The sequence below is a fragment of the Pseudomonas marincola genome, assembly GCF_900116605.1.
Lineage (GTDB): Bacteria > Pseudomonadota > Gammaproteobacteria > Pseudomonadales > Pseudomonadaceae > Aquipseudomonas > Aquipseudomonas marincola.
In genome coordinates this window covers 136,066-149,896 of the sequence record NZ_FPBC01000007.1, presented here as the reverse complement: position 1 = coordinate 149,896, position 13,831 = coordinate 136,066, and the positions used below count along the sequence as shown (strand labels likewise).

The following is a 13,831-nucleotide window of genomic DNA, read 5'->3' as shown; positions in this document are numbered from 1 at the left end:
CAGTATGGCAAAGGTATTCGCAATAGCTAACCAGAAAGGCGGCGTGGGCAAGACCACCACCTGCGTCAATCTGGCTGCCTCTCTGGTCGCCACCAAACGCCGCGTGCTGTTGATCGACCTCGATCCGCAAGGCAACGCCACCATGGGCAGTGGTGTGGATAAGCATGCGCTGGAAAATTCGATTTATGACGTGCTCACCGGTGAATGCAATCTGGTCGAGGCAATGCAGTTCTCCGAGCATGGCGGTTACCAGCTACTGCCGGCTAACCGTGACCTCACGGCTGCAGAAGTTGATTTGCTTGAAGTGAAAATGAAGGAGAGCCGCCTGCGTAATGCGTTGGCGCCGATCCGCGAAAACTACGATTACATCCTCATCGATTGTCCGCCGGCTTTATCCATGCTCACCGTTAACGCATTGGTGGCATCTGACGGCGTGATCATCCCGATGCAGTGTGAGTACTATGCGTTGGAAGGTTTGAGTGATCTGGTCAACAGCATTCAACGCATCGCCAAGTTGCTCAACCCTGAACTGAGAATTGAAGGTTTGTTGCGCACCATGTATGACCCTCGCATGAGCCTGACCAATGATGTGTCGGCTCAGTTGAAGGAACATTTTGGCGACAAGCTTTATCAAACGGTCATCCCGCGTAACGTACGACTGGCTGAAGCCCCGAGTTTTGGTATGCCGGCGCTGAGCTACGATAAGCAATCGCGGGGGGCCATCGCCTATTTGGCATTGGCTGGCGAATTGGTTCGCCGTCAGCGTGCAAACGCTCGCAAAGCGCCCGCACTGTAATCGAATAAGGAATTGCGCATGGCCGCCAAAAAACGCGGGCTTGGACGTGGCTTGGACGCTCTTTTGGGCGGTTCCACCGTCGATAAGCTGCAAGAAGAAGCCACACAGGTTGATCCTAACGAACTGCAATATCTGCCACTGGACCTGATCCAGCGCGGCAAGTATCAGCCGCGTCGGGATATGGACGTGACTGCGCTGGAAGAACTCGCGCACTCGATCAAGACCCACGGTGTGATGCAGCCCATCGTCGTACGCCCGATCGCCAAGGGGCGTTTCGAGATCGTTGCCGGTGAACGTCGCTGGCGCGCATCGCAGCAAGCCGGGCTGGAAAAGATTCCGGCAATGGTTCGCGAGTTGGCTGATGAAGCCGCCGTGGCCATGGCGCTGATCGAGAACATTCAGCGCGAAGACCTCAATCCGATCGAAGAAGCGATGGCGTTGCAGCGTCTGCAGCAGGAATTTCAACTCACTCAACAGCAAGTTGCTGATGCCGTGGGTAAGTCACGTGTGACCATCACCAACTTGTTGCGCTTGATTAGCTTGCCGGAAGAGATTAAAACATTGCTCTCGCATGGCGACCTCGAAATGGGTCATGCCCGTGCATTGCTCGGCCTACCCCTCGAACAGCAGGTTGAAGGTGCGCGACATGTTGTCGCACGCGGTCTCACTGTGCGCCAAACTGAAGCGCTGGTTCGTCAGTGGTTGAACAGCAAAGAGAAGCCCGCTGCTGTAGCTAAAGCAGACCCGGACATCACCCGGCTGGAACAGCGTCTGGCTGAGCGCTTGGGCTCTCCCGTGCAGATCAAGCATGGACAGAAGGGCAAGGGCCAGTTGGTCATCCGTTATAGCTCGCTGGATGAACTGCAAGGAGTGCTCGCGCACATCCACTGAAACATTTAGCCATGTAGCACTAGTCGGAAATCACTACCTGACAGTTGAATGGGGCGGCCTGCGCCCCTATACTCTGCGCGCATTTCGACGGCATAAACTATGCCAACTGTGTTGGGATACCCGGTCGTCGAAGCCAGAGGTCTGATTTCAGGAAACAGTGATGGATACCCGCACGCCAAATCGCCTGCCTTTCCATCGTTGGCCGGTCTTCCCGGTTCTTGTCGTACAGTTGATTGTTGCGCTGCTTTTGGCTGCTGTCTTTTGGCAGTGGCGCGGCCCGATCGCAGGATACTCCGGTCTTTGTGGTGGCCTGATTGCATGGCTGCCTAATGTGTATTTTGCCCACAAGGCTTTTCGCTTTAGCGGAGCCCGGGCAGCTCAAGCCATCGTGCGGTCTTTTTATGCCGGCGAGGCGGGCAAATTAATTCTGACGGCAGCGTTGTTTACGCTGACGTTTGCAGGGGTGAAACCTTTGGATGCGCTGGCAGTATTTGGCGTTTTCCTGCTGACCCAACTGGTCAACTGGTTCGCACCGCTGCTGATGAAAACAAGATTTTTGAAACCTTAGGGCGTTTGAGGCAAACATGGCAGAACAAACCGCTTCGGGCTATATCCAGCACCACTTGCAGAACCTGACTTTCGGGAAGCTGCCTTCGGGTGACTGGGGTTTCGCTCACACAGCAGAACAAGCTAAAGAAATGGGCTTCTGGGCATTCCATGTGGATACCCTGGGTTGGTCTGTGGTTCTTGGTCTGGTTTTCATTCTCATTTTCCGCATGGCAGCCAAGCGCGCTACCAGCGGCCAGCCTGGCGGCTTGCAGAACTTCGTTGAAGTGATGATCGAGTTCGTCGATGGCAGTGTCAAAGACACGTTCCACGGCCGTAACAAGCTGATTGCTCCGCTCGCCTTGACCATCTTCGTCTGGATCTTCCTGATGAACCTGATGGACTTGATTCCGGTCGACTTCCTGCCGGTTCTGGCGCAGAAAATCACCGGCAACGAGCACGTCTTCTTCCGCGTAGTTCCGACGACCGATCCAAACGCGACCCTGGGCATGGCCCTGTCGGTGTTTGCTCTGATCATTTTCTACAGCATCAAGGTCAAGGGCATCGGCGGCTTCGTCGGCGAGCTGACCCTGCACCCGTTCGGCAGCAAGAACATTGTGGTTCAGGCGCTGCTGATTCCGGTGAACTTCCTGCTTGAGTTCGTAACACTGGTCGCTAAGCCTATCTCTCTGGCGCTGCGTCTGTTCGGTAACATGTATGCCGGCGAACTGATCTTCATTCTGATTGCCGTGATGTTCGGCAGTGGCATGTTCCTGCTCAGCGCGCTGGGTATTGCCCTGAACTGGGCGTGGGCTGTGTTCCACATCCTGATCATCACGCTGCAAGCGTTCATCTTCATGATGTTGACCATCGTCTATCTGTCGATGGCACACGAAGACAACCACTAATAGCGCACCGCGTACCTGCAAAGGTGCGCAGCGATATCGGTGGACGCCCGCAAGGGCTTGCTGGAAAACGATTTAGCTTTAACGCTTAACCTTAGTAACACTTAACCAATACGACATAAAAGTCGGGAGGAAAAATGGAAACTGTAGTTGGTCTGACTGCGATCGCTGTTGCTCTGCTAATCGGCCTGGGCGCCCTTGGTACTGCCATTGGTTTCGGCCTGCTGGGCGGCAAATTCCTGGAAGGCGCTGCGCGTCAACCGGAAATGGTTCCTATGCTGCAAGTGAAAATGTTCATCGTCGCCGGTCTTCTCGACGCCGTGACCATGATCGGTGTTGGTATTGCACTGTTCTTCACCTTCGCGAACCCCTTCGTTGGTCAAATCGCAGGCTAATCACTCGGTTATTACGAGTGAGATGGTTTGTTGAACAACGAACGAGCGAGGTGTTGGCGTGAACATTAATGCAACCCTGATTGGCCAGGCCGTTGCCTTCTTCATCTTCGTGATGTTCTGCATGAAGTTTGTATGGCCTCCGGTCATTACAGCTCTGCAAGAGCGTCAAAAGAAGATCGCAGAGGGTCTGGACGCTGCCAGCCGTGCAGCTCGTGATTTGGAGTTGGCCCAAGAGAAAGCGGGTCAGCAACTGCGCGAAGCTAAAGCACAGGCAGCTGAAATCATTGAGCAAGCCAAGAAGCGTGGCACTCAGATTGTCGACGAGGCCCGTGAACAGGCCCGCGTTGAAGCTGACCGCGTGAAGGCTCAGGCTCAGGCCGAGATCGAACAGGAAATCAACAGCGTTAAAGACGCCCTGCGTGCCCAAGTTGGCGCACTGGCTGTCGGCGGTGCTGAGAAGATCCTGGGCGTTTCGATCGACCAAAACGCGCATGCGGAGCTGGTTTCCAAACTGGCAGCCGAAATTTAAGCGAGGGCGCGATCATGGCAGAATTGACCACGTTGGCCCGACCTTACGCTAAGGCTGCCTTCGAGTACGCCCAGGCCCACCAGCAGCTGGCCAATTGGTCAGCCATGCTCGGCCTGGCTGCAGAGGTGTCGCAAGACGACACCATGCAGCGCGTGCTCAAGGCCCCGCGTTTGACGAGTAAAGACAAGGCCACCACCTTTGTTGAGGTGTGTGGTGACAAGTTTGATGGATCGGTTAGCAATTTCATCCACATCCTGGCTGAAAACGACCGTCTGGCATTGCTGCCACACGTGTCTGAACTGTTCGAGCTGTTAAAAGCCGAGCAGGAAAAGTCGATTGATGTGGACGTTACTAGCGCCTTTGCGTTGAACGATGAACAGCAAGACAAACTCGCCAAGGTTCTCAGTGCACGGCTCGGCCGAGAAGTGCGTCTGCACGCCGCGGAGGATGCTGCCCTTATCGGTGGTGTCATCATTCGCGCCGGCGACCTGGTTATCGATGGCTCAGTTCGCGGCAAAATCGCGAAGCTGGCCGAAGCATTGAAATCTTGAGTTTGAAGGGGCAGCAGAGCTATGCAGCAACTCAATCCTTCCGAAATAAGTGAAATCATCAAGGGACGTATCGAGAATCTCGACGTCTCTTCCCAAGCCCGAAACGAAGGCACTATCGTCAGCGTATCTGACGGTATCGTGCGTATTCACGGTCTCGCCGATGCTATGTACGGCGAAATGATCGAGTTCCCGGGTAGCGTCTACGGTATGGCACTGAACCTGGAGCAAGACTCCGTAGGTGCGGTGGTACTGGGTGCGTACACGTCGCTCGCTGAAGGCATGAGCGCCAAGTGCACCGGCCGCATCCTGGAAGTTCCGGTTGGTCCGGAACTGCTGGGCCGCGTTGTTGACGCATTGGGTAACCCAATCGACGGTAAAGGCCCGCTGAACAACGTTGCTACCGACGCTGTTGAAAAGGTTGCACCGGGCGTGATCTGGCGTAAGTCGGTTGATCAGCCGGTACAGACTGGCTACAAGTCAGTCGATGCCATGATCCCGGTAGGCCGTGGCCAGCGTGAGCTGATCATTGGTGACCGTCAGATCGGTAAGACTGCTCTGGCAGTCGACGCCATCATCAATCAGAAAGACAGCGGCATTAAGTGCGTCTACGTAGCAATCGGTCAGAAGCAATCGACCATCGCTAACGTTGTGCGCAAGCTGGAAGAAAACGGCGCTCTGGCAAACACCATCGTGGTGGCTGCTTCGGCTTCCGAATCGCCAGCTCTGCAGTACATTTCTGCCTACTCCGGTTGCACCATGGGTGAATACTTCCGTGACCGTGGTGAAGACGCGCTGATCGTTTATGACGATCTGTCCAAGCAAGCAGTGGCTTATCGTCAGATTTCCCTGTTGCTGCGCCGTCCGCCGGGCCGTGAAGCTTACCCAGGCGACGTGTTCTATCTCCACAGCCGTCTGTTGGAGCGTGCATCGCGCGTATCCGAAGAGTACGTTGAGAAGTTCACCAATGGCGCCGTGACTGGCAAGACCGGTTCTTTGACCGCTCTGCCAATCATTGAGACCCAGGCTGGCGACGTTTCTGCGTTCGTACCGACCAACGTGATCTCGATCACCGACGGTCAGATCTTCCTTGAGACCTCGATGTTCAACTCGGGTATCCGTCCGGCGGTCAACGCTGGTATTTCGGTATCTCGTGTTGGTGGCGCGGCTCAGACCAAGATCATCAAGAAGCTTTCCGGTGGTATCCGTACCGCTCTGGCTCAGTACCGTGAATTGGCGGCATTCGCCCAGTTCGCATCTGACCTGGACGAAGCCACTCGTAAGCAGCTTGAGCACGGCGAACGTGTAACTGAGCTGATGAAGCAGAAGCAGTATGCGCCTATGTCCATCGCAGATATGTCACTGTCGCTGTACGCAGCAGAACGTGGCTTCCTGCGTGATATCGAAGTTGCCAAAGTTGGCGCTTTCGAACAGGCTCTGATTGCTTACTTCAACCGTGATCACGCCGATTTGATGGCGAAGATCAACGTGAAGGGTGACTTCAACGACGAAATCGACGCAGGCCTCAAAGCCGGTGTCGAGAAGTTCAAAGCCACCCAAACCTGGTAAGCCGCAGCGAGGGCTTAGCGGCCCTCGCTTGCTAACCTGATAGGTGTCAAATGGCAGGCGCAAAAGAGATTCGCAGCAAGATTGCGAGCATCAAAAGCACGCAGAAGATCACCAGCGCCATGGAGAAAGTGGCGGTCAGCAAAATGCGCAGAGCACAAATGCGCATGGCGTCTAGCCGTCCTTACGCGGAGCGTATCCGCCAGGTTATTGGTCATCTGGCCAACGCTAACCCGGAATACCGTCATCCGTTCATGATCGAGCGCGAAGTAAAGCGTGTAGGTTATGTGGTGGTGAGCAGTGACCGTGGTCTGTGTGGTGGTCTGAATACCAACCTGTTCAAGGCTCTGGTCAAAGACATGGCGAGCAATCGCGAGCAAGGCGTAGAGATTGATCTCTGCGTAATTGGCAGCAAGGGCGCGGGCTTCTTCCGCAACTTTGGTGGCAATGTAGTTGCTGCGATCAGCCACCTGGGCGAAGAACCATCGATCAATGATCTGATTGGTAGCGTCAAGGTAATGCTCGATGCGTACCTCGAAGGTCGTATCGATCGTTTGTCCGTGGTCTCGAACAAGTTCGTCAACACCATGACGCAAAAGCCGACAGTGGAACAATTGATTCCATTGGTGGCGACTCCGGATGAAGGTCTCAAGCATCACTGGGACTACCTGTACGAACCCGACGCCAAAGAGCTGCTCGACGGCTTGATGGTACGTTACGTGGAGTCGCAGGTTTACCAGGCAGTGGTTGAGAACAACGCAGCTGAACAAGCTGCGCGGATGATTGCAATGAAGAACGCCACCGACAACGCCGGTGATCTGATCAGTGATCTACAACTGGTCTATAACAAGGCGCGTCAGGCAGCAATTACCCAAGAGATTTCGGAAATCGTCGGCGGCGCTGCCGCGGTTTAAGAACGGTTCAAATATTCAGAGGAACCAAAGATGAGTAGCGGACGTATCGTTCAAATCATCGGCGCCGTTATCGACGTGGAATTCCCGCGTGATCATGTGCCGAGTGTTTATGAAGCGTTGAAAGTAGTCGGCGCTGAAACCACCCTCGAAGTTCAGCAGCAGCTGGGCGACGGCGTGGTTCGTACAATTGCAATGGGTTCGACCGAAGGCCTGAAACGTGGCCTCGACGTAACCAGTACTGGCACTAACATCCAGGTACCGGTCGGGGTTAAGACCCTGGGCCGTATCATGGACGTGCTGGGCAACCCGATCGACGAAGCTGGCCCGATCGGCGAAGAAGAGCGTTGGGGCATTCACCGTCCTGCGCCAACTTACGCTGAGCAAGCTGGCAGCAACGAACTGCTGGAAACAGGCATCAAGGTTATCGACTTGATCTGCCCGTTCGCCAAAGGCGGTAAAGTTGGTCTGTTCGGTGGTGCCGGTGTTGGTAAAACCGTAAACATGATGGAACTGATCCGTAACATCGCCATCGAGCACAGCGGTTATTCTGTGTTCGCCGGTGTGGGTGAGCGTACTCGTGAGGGTAACGACTTCTACCACGAGATGAAGGATTCCAACGTTCTCGACAAAGTAGCCCTGGTCTACGGTCAGATGAACGAGCCACCAGGCAACCGTCTGCGCGTAGCGTTGACCGGTCTGACTATGGCTGAGAAGTTCCGTGATGAAGGCCGCGACGTACTGTTCTTCGTGGACAACATCTACCGTTACACCCTGGCCGGTACTGAAGTATCCGCACTGCTCGGCCGTATGCCGTCGGCAGTAGGTTATCAGCCGACTCTGGCCGAAGAGATGGGCGTTCTGCAAGAGCGTATCACTTCGACCAAGACCGGTTCGATTACTTCGATCCAGGCCGTATACGTACCTGCGGATGACTTGACTGACCCGTCCCCGGCGACCACCTTCGCCCACTTGGACGCAACCGTCGTATTGTCTCGTGACATCGCCTCTCTGGGTATCTACCCAGCTGTGGACCCGTTGGACTCCACCTCTCGCCAGCTCGATCCGCTGGTAATTGGTCAGGAGCACTACGACACCGCACGTGGCGTTCAGTACGTACTGCAGCGTTACAAAGAGCTGAAGGACATCATTGCGATTCTGGGTATGGACGAACTGTCCGAATCCGATAAGCAGTTGGTATCCCGTGCTCGTAAGATTCAGCGCTTCCTGTCTCAGCCATTCTTCGTGGCCGAAGTCTTCACCGGTTCTCCAGGCAAATACGTTTCCCTGAAAGACACCATCGCAGGCTTCAGCGGCATCCTCAAAGGCGACTACGATCACTTGCCAGAGCAAGCGTTCTACATGGTCGGCAGCATTGAAGAAGCCGTAGAGAAAGCGAAGAAACTGTAATCACCGTTTGCGCCTGGCAACAGGCGCATCGGCTTGTGTGTAAAATGTTATCCACAAGCTGTTATGTGAGGCAAGGTTATGGCTATGACAGTCCATTGCGATATCGTCAGCGCAGAAGCGGAGATGTTTTCCGGCCTGGTCGAGATGGTGATTGCGCACGGTAACCTGGGTGATATCGGTATCGCTCCAGGCCACGCGCCGCTGATCACTGATCTCAAGCCGGGTCCGATCCGCTTGATCAAGCAAGGCGGTGAAGCAGAGGTGTTCTACATCTCAGGTGGTTTCCTCGAAGTGCAGCCAAACATGGTCAAGGTTCTCGCCGACACCGTGCAGCGCGCTGCAGATCTCGATGAAGTTGCCGCTCAGGAAGCCCTCAAGGCTGCTGAGAAAGCACTGCATGAGCAAGGCGCCGAGTTCGATTACGGCTCTGCCGCTGCACGCTTGGCTGAAGCTACGGCTCAACTGCGTACAGTTCAGCAGCTGCGCAAGAAATTTGGCGGCTAATCAGCGCTTTGATTTCTCTGTGTATAAATAAAGGGGTAGCTTAGGCTACCCTTTTGTTTTTCTACTGATTGATCAAGGAAACAGTCGATCAGTGCTCCTCGAAATTCACCTTCAATCACCGGTAAATCTTCGTTATGTCCCTTGATATCGTGATTCTCGCAGCAGGCCAAGGCACGCGGATGCGTTCAGCTTTGCCCAAGGTTCTTCACCCGGTTGCCGGCAAATCCATGCTTGGCCACGTCATCGACACCGCGCGTGAGCTTCAGCCGCAGGGCATTCATGTGGTCATCGGCCACGGTGCGGACACCGTGCGTGAACGCCTGGCCGGCGATGACCTCAACTTTGTCATGCAAACCGAGCAGTTGGGCACAGGCCACGCGGTTGCGCAGGCTCTGCCGGCATTAACAGCTGAGCGTGTACTGATCCTGTACGGCGATGTACCGCTGATTGAAAAAAGTACCCTTGAGCGTCTGCTGCTGCAGGTCTCCGACCAGCAACTGGGCTTGCTCACCGTGACCCTGCCAGACCCGACCGGCTATGGCCGCATCGTGCGTAACGCCGCAGGCCAGGTTGAGGCTATCGTCGAACACAAGGACGCCAGCGAAGCGCAGCGCCTGATTACCGAAGGCAATACCGGCATTCTTGCCGTTCCGGCTAGCAAGCTTGGCGAGTGGCTCGGCCGGTTGTCCAACAGCAACGCTCAAGGCGAGTATTACCTGACTGACGTGATTGCGATGGCCGTCAACGATGGTCTGGTCGTTGCCACTGAACAGCCATTGGATGCGATGGAAGTGCAGGGCGCCAATGACCGGATCCAGCTCGCCGAGCTTGAGCGTCATTACCAGCAGCGCGCCGCACGTGCACTGATGACACAGGGCGTGACCCTGCGTGATCCAGCGCGTTTTGACCTGCGCGGTGAGGTGACTGTCGGTCGCGACGTGATGATCGACATCAACGTGATTCTCGAAGGCAAAGTGGTGATCGAGGATGGCGTGCAAATCGGCGCCAACTGCTTCATCAAGGACTCGATCCTGCGCAAAGGCGTTGTGGTCAAAGCCAACAGCCACCTCGAAGGCGCTGAGATGGGCGAAGGCAGTGATTGCGGTCCATTCGCACGTCTGCGGCCTGGCGCTGTGCTGGGCAAAAAAGCCCATGTGGGTAACTTTGTCGAGTTGAAGAACGCGGTGCTGGGCGAAGGCGCCAAAGCGGGCCACCTGAGCTATCTGGGTGACGCTGAAATCGGTGCGCGCAGCAACATCGGCGCAGGCACCATCACCTGTAACTATGACGGCGCCAATAAGCACCGCACCGTGATGGGTGAAGACGTGTTTATCGGCTCGAACAGCTCATTGGTTGCCCCGGTGAGTCTGGGTGATCGCGCGGTGACAGGCGCGGGTTCGGTTATTACCAGCGAAGTACCGGTGGATAACCTGGCTGTTGGCCGGGCCCGGCAGCGCAATATTGCTGGCTGGAAGCGGCCAATCAAAAACAAGTAAGAGGCTTGTGGGTAAGCGCTGAGGCTTATCCACAGCCGACTGGTTAGGCTGAGAAGTTATCCAAGCGCGATTTTTTCAATCGTTGTGGATAAAAGCACCTTGTGCATAAAGCCTAGCTAAGTTTCGTTTGCTCTGTTGATAAGTAAAAAAGGCTGCCATTTGGCGGCCTTTTTTGTGGTTTTACTTGACCAAAAAGCCTCATTAGGTTTTGATTCACGCAATTATCTTTCGAATCGAAACTTAGCATGTCAAAACGCAACACCCCGCAACGTCGTCACTCCATCCTTGCTTTGCTCAATGAGCAGGGTGAGGTGAGTGTGGATGAGCTGGCAAAAGCCTTTTCGACTTCTGAAGTGACCATTCGCAAAGACCTCGCTGCACTTGAGACCAACGGTTTATTACTGCGGCGCTATGGCGGCGCGGTGCTGATGCCGCAGGAATTTATTGCCGATGCGGGTCAGAAGGTTTCGCCTTATAAGCTGGCCATTGCCAAAGCTGGCGTGGCGCGGATTCGCGAGCATGCGCGCATTATCATCGACAGCGGCACCACCACCGCGGCCATGATTCCCGAGCTCGGCCACAAGCCGGGGCTGGTGGTCATGACCAATTCGCTGAATGTCGCCAACGCCCTGCGTGATATCGAGCATGAGCCCGTTCTGCTGATGACTGGCGGCACTTGGGACCCGCATTCCGAGTCGTTTCAGGGCCAGGTCGCTGAGCAAGTGCTGCGTTCCTACGATTTTGATCAACTGTTCATTGGCGCAGACGGTATCGATCTGCATCGTGGCACCACGACGTTCAATGAACTGCTGGGCCTGAGCCGTGTCATGGCTGAAGTCGCCCGGGAAGTGGTGGTAATGGTTGAGAGTGACAAGATTGGCCGCAAGATCCCCAATCTGGAATTGCCCTGGGGCAATGTGAATACCCTAATTACTGATGAGCGCCTGTCGGCAGACGCTCGTGAACAATTGAGCGCACGCGGGATCAATCTGATCTGCGTAAGTGTCGAGGCTTAAGGAGAGCAACTATGTGTGGAATCGTCGGTGCGGTAGCTGAGCGTAATATCACGGCGGTGTTGGTCGAGGGGCTCAAGCGCCTCGAATATCGCGGTTACGACAGCGCGGGTGTTGCCCTGATCAATGACGCTGGGGTACTTGATCGCCGCCGCCGTGTCGGTAAGGTCAGCGAACTCGATGCTGCGCTCGCGGCTGATCCGTTGCCGGGTCGCGTCGGTATCGCGCACACACGTTGGGCCACCCACGGTGCACCGAGCGAGCGCAATGCGCACCCGCATTTCTCCGGTAATCAGCTGGCCGTTGTGCACAACGGCATCATCGAAAACCATGAAGCTCTGCGCGAAGAGCTCAAGGGCTTCGGTTACACCTTCAGCTCGGATACCGACACCGAAGTGATCGTGCACCTGCTCGACCACACCCTGAAAACTCAGCCGGACCTGGCGGCTGCGCTTAAAATCGCCGTTAAGCAACTGCACGGTGCATACGGTCTGGCGGTTATCAGTGCCAAACAACCGGATCGTATTCTGGCGGCGCGCAGTGGCAGCCCGCTGGTGATTGGTTTGGGTCTGGGCGAAAACTTCCTGGCCTCCGATCAACTGGCGCTGCGTCAGGTTACCGATCGCTTCATGTACCTCGAAGAGGGCGACATCGCTGAGATCACCCGTGACAGCGTACAGATCTGGGATGTCAGCGGTGCGCCGGTCACCCGCGAACAAGTGCAGTATCACGAAGGCGCTGAGGCGGCGGATAAAGGCGAGTTCCGCCACTTCATGCTCAAAGAGATTCACGAGCAACCCAGCGTTGTGCAGCGCACGCTGGAAGGCCGTCTGGGTGAAGATCATGTTCTGGTTCAGGCGTTCGGCCCGCAAGCGGCCGAGATTTTTGCCAAAGCCAAGAACATCCAGATTGTGGCCTGCGGCACCAGCTATCACGCCGGTATGGTCGCGCGTTACTGGCTCGAAGAGTTAGCCGGCATTCCATGCCAGATCGAAGTAGCCAGCGAGTTCCGTTACCGCAAGGTCGTGGTACAGCCAGACACGCTGTTCGTAAGCATTTCGCAGTCCGGTGAAACCGCCGACACCTTGGCCGCCTTGCGCAATGCCAAAGACTTATCCCCAGGCAATGGCGGCTATCTTGCCAGCCTGGCGATTTGCAATGTGGGCATCAGCTCGCTGGTACGTGAATCCGACCTGACTCTGCTCACGCTGGCAGGCCCGGAAATTGGCGTGGCATCGACCAAAGCCTTCACCACACAGTTGGTAGCCCTGATGCTGCTGACCCTGGCGTTGGGCCGGGTGCGTGGCACGCTAGAGGCGAAAGTCGAGGCCGAACTGGTTGCCGAACTGCGCCGCCTGCCGACGCGTTTGGGCGAAGCGCTGGCGATGGATCATGTGGTTGAGAAGGTGTCTGAGCACTTCGCCGAGAAGCATCACACTCTGTTCCTCGGTCGTGGCGCGCAGTATCCCGTAGCAATGGAGGGCGCACTCAAGCTCAAGGAAATCTCCTATATCCACGCCGAGGCGTATCCGGCCGGTGAGCTGAAGCACGGCCCGTTGGCGCTGGTTGATGCCGATATGCCGGTGGTCACCGTTGCGCCGAACAACGAACTGCTGGAAAAGCTCAAATCCAACCTTCAGGAAGTACGCGCCCGTGGCGGCGAGCTGATCGTGTTCGCCGATGAGCAAGCGGCCATGAGCAATGGCGAAGGCACACACGTGGTGAACATGCCGCACATCCACGATGCGCTGGCGCCGATTCTGTACACCATTCCGCTGCAGTTGCTCTCGTACTACGTTGCCGTACTCAAAGGCACCGACGTCGATCAGCCACGCAACCTGGCCAAGTCGGTTACTGTTGAGTAAGCAGTTAGGACAGATTTTTAGCCATTAAGTCTGCCGCGCAGCAACCCTGCAAACTCTGATCATGCTGGACGGTGCACCCTTGCACCGTCCACGCGTGTCTCCTTCAAGCGCATGAACCTTTGCAAGACTGGTGTCACCCAGACGTAGAGCTGAAAGCCAATTATCGAAAGCAGCGAAATACCACCCACAACAGGGAAGCTGTCAGCACAGGCCAGATCAGCAGCAAGTCGACGCGGATATTTGCTTCGGGCGTATATAGCAAAATCAGCCATTCCCAGGCCGCATAAACAGCCCACAAAATCGCCGCCAGCAATAAGGCGCCGCTGAGTCTTGGCGGGCGTTTTGCTCTGTTTCGCACGGCAAGGAATCCCACGAATAACAGAACAGATACGATAAGTATGTTCAGGGGTTTACCGATCAAAACTTGCGCGATGTATTCCATGAGCGCCTCTGTGC

The 13,831-nt window shown here is 55.7% G+C and carries 15 protein-coding genes; 14 read left to right on the top strand and 1 reads right to left on the bottom strand.

All coding sequences use genetic code 11. The annotated features are described in order from the left end of the window. Positions 1-4: 4 nt before the first annotated feature. The 14 genes from BM395_RS13165 (at position 5) to glmS (ending at position 13,375) form a co-directional block, all read left to right on the top strand. Positions 5-796 carry a ParA family protein gene (locus BM395_RS13165; protein ID WP_069900044.1) on the top strand — a complete coding sequence of 264 codons (792 nt, stop codon included), beginning with the start codon at positions 5-7 and terminating at the stop codon, positions 794-796. Between the two features lie 18 nt (positions 797-814). Then, positions 815-1,687 (top strand): ParB/RepB/Spo0J family partition protein, encoded by an 873-nt coding sequence (locus BM395_RS13160; RefSeq protein ID WP_090512506.1) that lies wholly within the window; start codon positions 815-817, stop codon positions 1,685-1,687. Positions 1,688-1,847: 160 nt separating this feature from the next. Continuing rightward, positions 1,848-2,255, top strand: coding sequence for a F0F1 ATP synthase subunit I (locus BM395_RS13155; protein ID WP_069900042.1), 408 nt, complete (start codon positions 1,848-1,850; stop codon positions 2,253-2,255). Positions 2,256-2,271: 16 nt separating this feature from the next. Beyond that, complete coding sequence (atpB, locus tag BM395_RS13150; RefSeq protein WP_090512503.1) at positions 2,272-3,141, top strand: F0F1 ATP synthase subunit A; 870 nt, start codon at positions 2,272-2,274, stop codon at positions 3,139-3,141. A 134-nt stretch (positions 3,142-3,275) separates the two neighbouring features. Continuing rightward, positions 3,276-3,533 carry a F0F1 ATP synthase subunit C gene (gene atpE / locus BM395_RS13145; RefSeq protein WP_003097235.1) on the top strand — a complete coding sequence of 86 codons (258 nt, stop codon included), beginning with the start codon at positions 3,276-3,278 and terminating at the stop codon, positions 3,531-3,533. Between the two features lie 58 nt (positions 3,534-3,591). Beyond that, complete coding sequence (locus BM395_RS13140; RefSeq protein ID WP_090512500.1) at positions 3,592-4,062, top strand: F0F1 ATP synthase subunit B; 471 nt, start codon at positions 3,592-3,594, stop codon at positions 4,060-4,062. Positions 4,063-4,076: 14 nt separating this feature from the next. Further along, the gene (locus tag BM395_RS13135) at positions 4,077-4,613 is read left to right on the top strand and encodes a F0F1 ATP synthase subunit delta (protein ID WP_069900039.1); all 537 of its coding nucleotides are present in this window, start codon (positions 4,077-4,079) and stop codon (positions 4,611-4,613) included. A gap of 21 nt (positions 4,614-4,634) precedes the next feature. Beyond that, a complete protein-coding gene (atpA, locus tag BM395_RS13130) occupies positions 4,635-6,179 on the top strand; it encodes a F0F1 ATP synthase subunit alpha (protein ID WP_069900038.1) in 1,545 nt (514 codons plus the stop codon). Positions 6,180-6,229: 50 nt separating this feature from the next. Beyond that, positions 6,230-7,090 (top strand): F0F1 ATP synthase subunit gamma, encoded by an 861-nt coding sequence (gene atpG / locus BM395_RS13125; RefSeq protein WP_069900037.1) that lies wholly within the window; start codon positions 6,230-6,232, stop codon positions 7,088-7,090. A 30-nt stretch (positions 7,091-7,120) separates the two neighbouring features. Continuing rightward, positions 7,121-8,497 carry a F0F1 ATP synthase subunit beta gene (gene atpD / locus BM395_RS13120; protein ID WP_069900036.1) on the top strand — a complete coding sequence of 459 codons (1,377 nt, stop codon included), beginning with the start codon at positions 7,121-7,123 and terminating at the stop codon, positions 8,495-8,497. A 78-nt stretch (positions 8,498-8,575) separates the two neighbouring features. Further along, a complete protein-coding gene (locus BM395_RS13115; protein WP_069900035.1) occupies positions 8,576-9,001 on the top strand; it encodes a F0F1 ATP synthase subunit epsilon in 426 nt (141 codons plus the stop codon). Between the two features lie 134 nt (positions 9,002-9,135). Next, complete coding sequence (gene glmU / locus BM395_RS13110; RefSeq protein ID WP_090512498.1) at positions 9,136-10,497, top strand: bifunctional UDP-N-acetylglucosamine diphosphorylase/glucosamine-1-phosphate N-acetyltransferase GlmU; 1,362 nt, start codon at positions 9,136-9,138, stop codon at positions 10,495-10,497. Positions 10,498-10,742: 245 nt separating this feature from the next. Beyond that, positions 10,743-11,513, top strand: a complete 771-nt coding sequence (locus BM395_RS13105; RefSeq protein ID WP_090512496.1) for a DeoR/GlpR family DNA-binding transcription regulator — start codon at positions 10,743-10,745, stop codon at positions 11,511-11,513. An 11-nt stretch (positions 11,514-11,524) separates the two neighbouring features. After that, entirely contained in the window at positions 11,525-13,375 is a 1,851-nt protein-coding gene (gene glmS / locus BM395_RS13100) for a glutamine--fructose-6-phosphate transaminase (isomerizing) (protein ID WP_090512494.1), read from the top strand. Positions 13,376-13,535: 160 nt separating this feature from the next. Here the strand turns inward: glmS and BM395_RS13095 are convergent, their stop codons facing one another. Beyond that, positions 13,536-13,817 (bottom strand): hypothetical protein, encoded by a 282-nt coding sequence (locus BM395_RS13095; RefSeq protein WP_069900025.1) that lies wholly within the window; start codon positions 13,815-13,817, stop codon positions 13,536-13,538. Positions 13,818-13,831: the final 14 nt, after the last annotated feature.